1 protein-coding gene is annotated in these 1,560 nt (G+C 65.8%); it reads right to left on the reverse strand.

Annotation, left to right across the window (positions count from 1 at the left end; all coding sequences use genetic code 11):
- Nucleotides 1–1,548, reverse strand: a 1,548-nt coding sequence (locus ABD806_RS17960; RefSeq protein WP_344960204.1) for a beta strand repeat-containing protein, incomplete at its 3' end; no start/stop codon positions are given.
- Nucleotides 1,549–1,560 lie beyond the last annotated feature (12 nt).

Genomic DNA, 1,560 nt, shown 5'->3' on the forward strand with positions numbered 1-1,560 from the left:
CTTGGTATCACCACCGTCCACATCGGTATCGTTGCTCAGCACATTGCCGGTACCGGCGCTGCCCACCGAACCATTGGCCACCCCGCCCGCCTCGACGGCGGTGACGCTGTCGTCATGGGCCACCGGGTTATCGTTGCGACCGTCGAGGGTGATGGTCAGGGTCGCACTGTCGGTGAGCCCTCCCGCATCGGTGAGGGTGTAAGTGAAGCTCTCGGTCAGGGTCTGGCCGCTGACACGCAGCGCCTGCACCGCCGCATTATCCTCGTCGATCACATAGCTGTACGAACCATCGCTATTCAGCGTCAGGCTGCCGTACTGGCCGGCCAGGGCCGTGCCCACTTCACCTGCCGTTTCACCGAACAGCACAGCGGTGACGGTCTGGCTTTCACCATTGGCGTCGCTGTCCACATCGGTATCGTTATCCAGCACATTGCCGCTGGCGTGGCTGCCGGCGCTGCCATTGGCCACCCCGCCCGCTTCCACCGCAGTGGTGCTGTCGTTATTGGCCACCGGATTATCGTTTGCACCTGTCAGGGTGATGGTCAGCGTGGCGCTGTCGGTCAGGCCACCGGCATCAGTCACGGTATACGTAAAGCTCTCGCTCAGGGTCTGGACACTGGTGCGCAGCGCCTGGACCGCCGCATTATCCTCGTCGATCACATAGCTGTACGAACCATCGCTATTCAGCGTCAGGCTGCCGTACTGGCCGGCCAGGGCCGTGCCCACGCTACCGGCCGTGCCCGAGCCACCCTCGGCGCCGGTGCGCACGGCGCTGACCGTCCTGGTATCGCCGCTGTCAACATCGCTGTCGTTGCTCAGCACATTTCCCGTGCCGTTGCTGCCAACCGTGCCGTTGACCACCCCACCGGCCTCGATAGCCGTGGCGCTGTCATCCGTGGCCACCGGCGCGTCATTCACCGCCACCACCGTCACCGTGGACGCCACCGCCAGGCTGGCGGTATCGTCACCGCCGTTGGCGGTGCCGCCGCTGTCCTGCAGGCTGGTGATCGTGACCACCCGGTTGCTGGTGCTCGGGGTATTGCTGTTGTTCTGGTAGCTCATGTTGTCGATGAGCGTCTGGGCGGTGGCGGTCGACAGCGTGCCGCCGGTCAAGCTCACGGTGGCGGTGCTGCCCACCACCGTGACGCTGTAGCCGAGGCCGTTGCCGGCGGTACTGCCGCTGCTGCCGTGGGTCAGCACGATGGCGGTGCCGTCGAGGTTGACCACCTCGCTGCTGCCGTCGGCGACGTTGCTGACCGTGAAGCTGAAGCCGGTGAGGGTCTGGCCGGCCTCAACCGTGGAGATCGAGGTACCGCTGAACAGGCTCGCTGCGGCGCCGCCCTCGGTGAAGGTCGGGTGACTGCCGTTGGCAGTCAGGGTCGGTTCGTCGTTGTTCTGCACCACGGTGACGGTGGAGGCGATGGCCAGGGAAGCGGTGTTGTCGCCGCCGTTGGCGGTGCCGCCGCTGTCCTGCAGGCTGGTCAGGGTGACGACGCGGTTGCTGGTCGACGGCCCGTCGCTGTTGTTCTGGTAACTCAGGTTGTCCACCAGGGTCTCCGC

Source organism: Zobellella aerophila, assembly GCF_039539325.1.
In the GTDB taxonomy this organism is placed as follows: domain Bacteria; phylum Pseudomonadota; class Gammaproteobacteria; order Enterobacterales; family Aeromonadaceae; genus Oceanimonas; species Oceanimonas aerophila.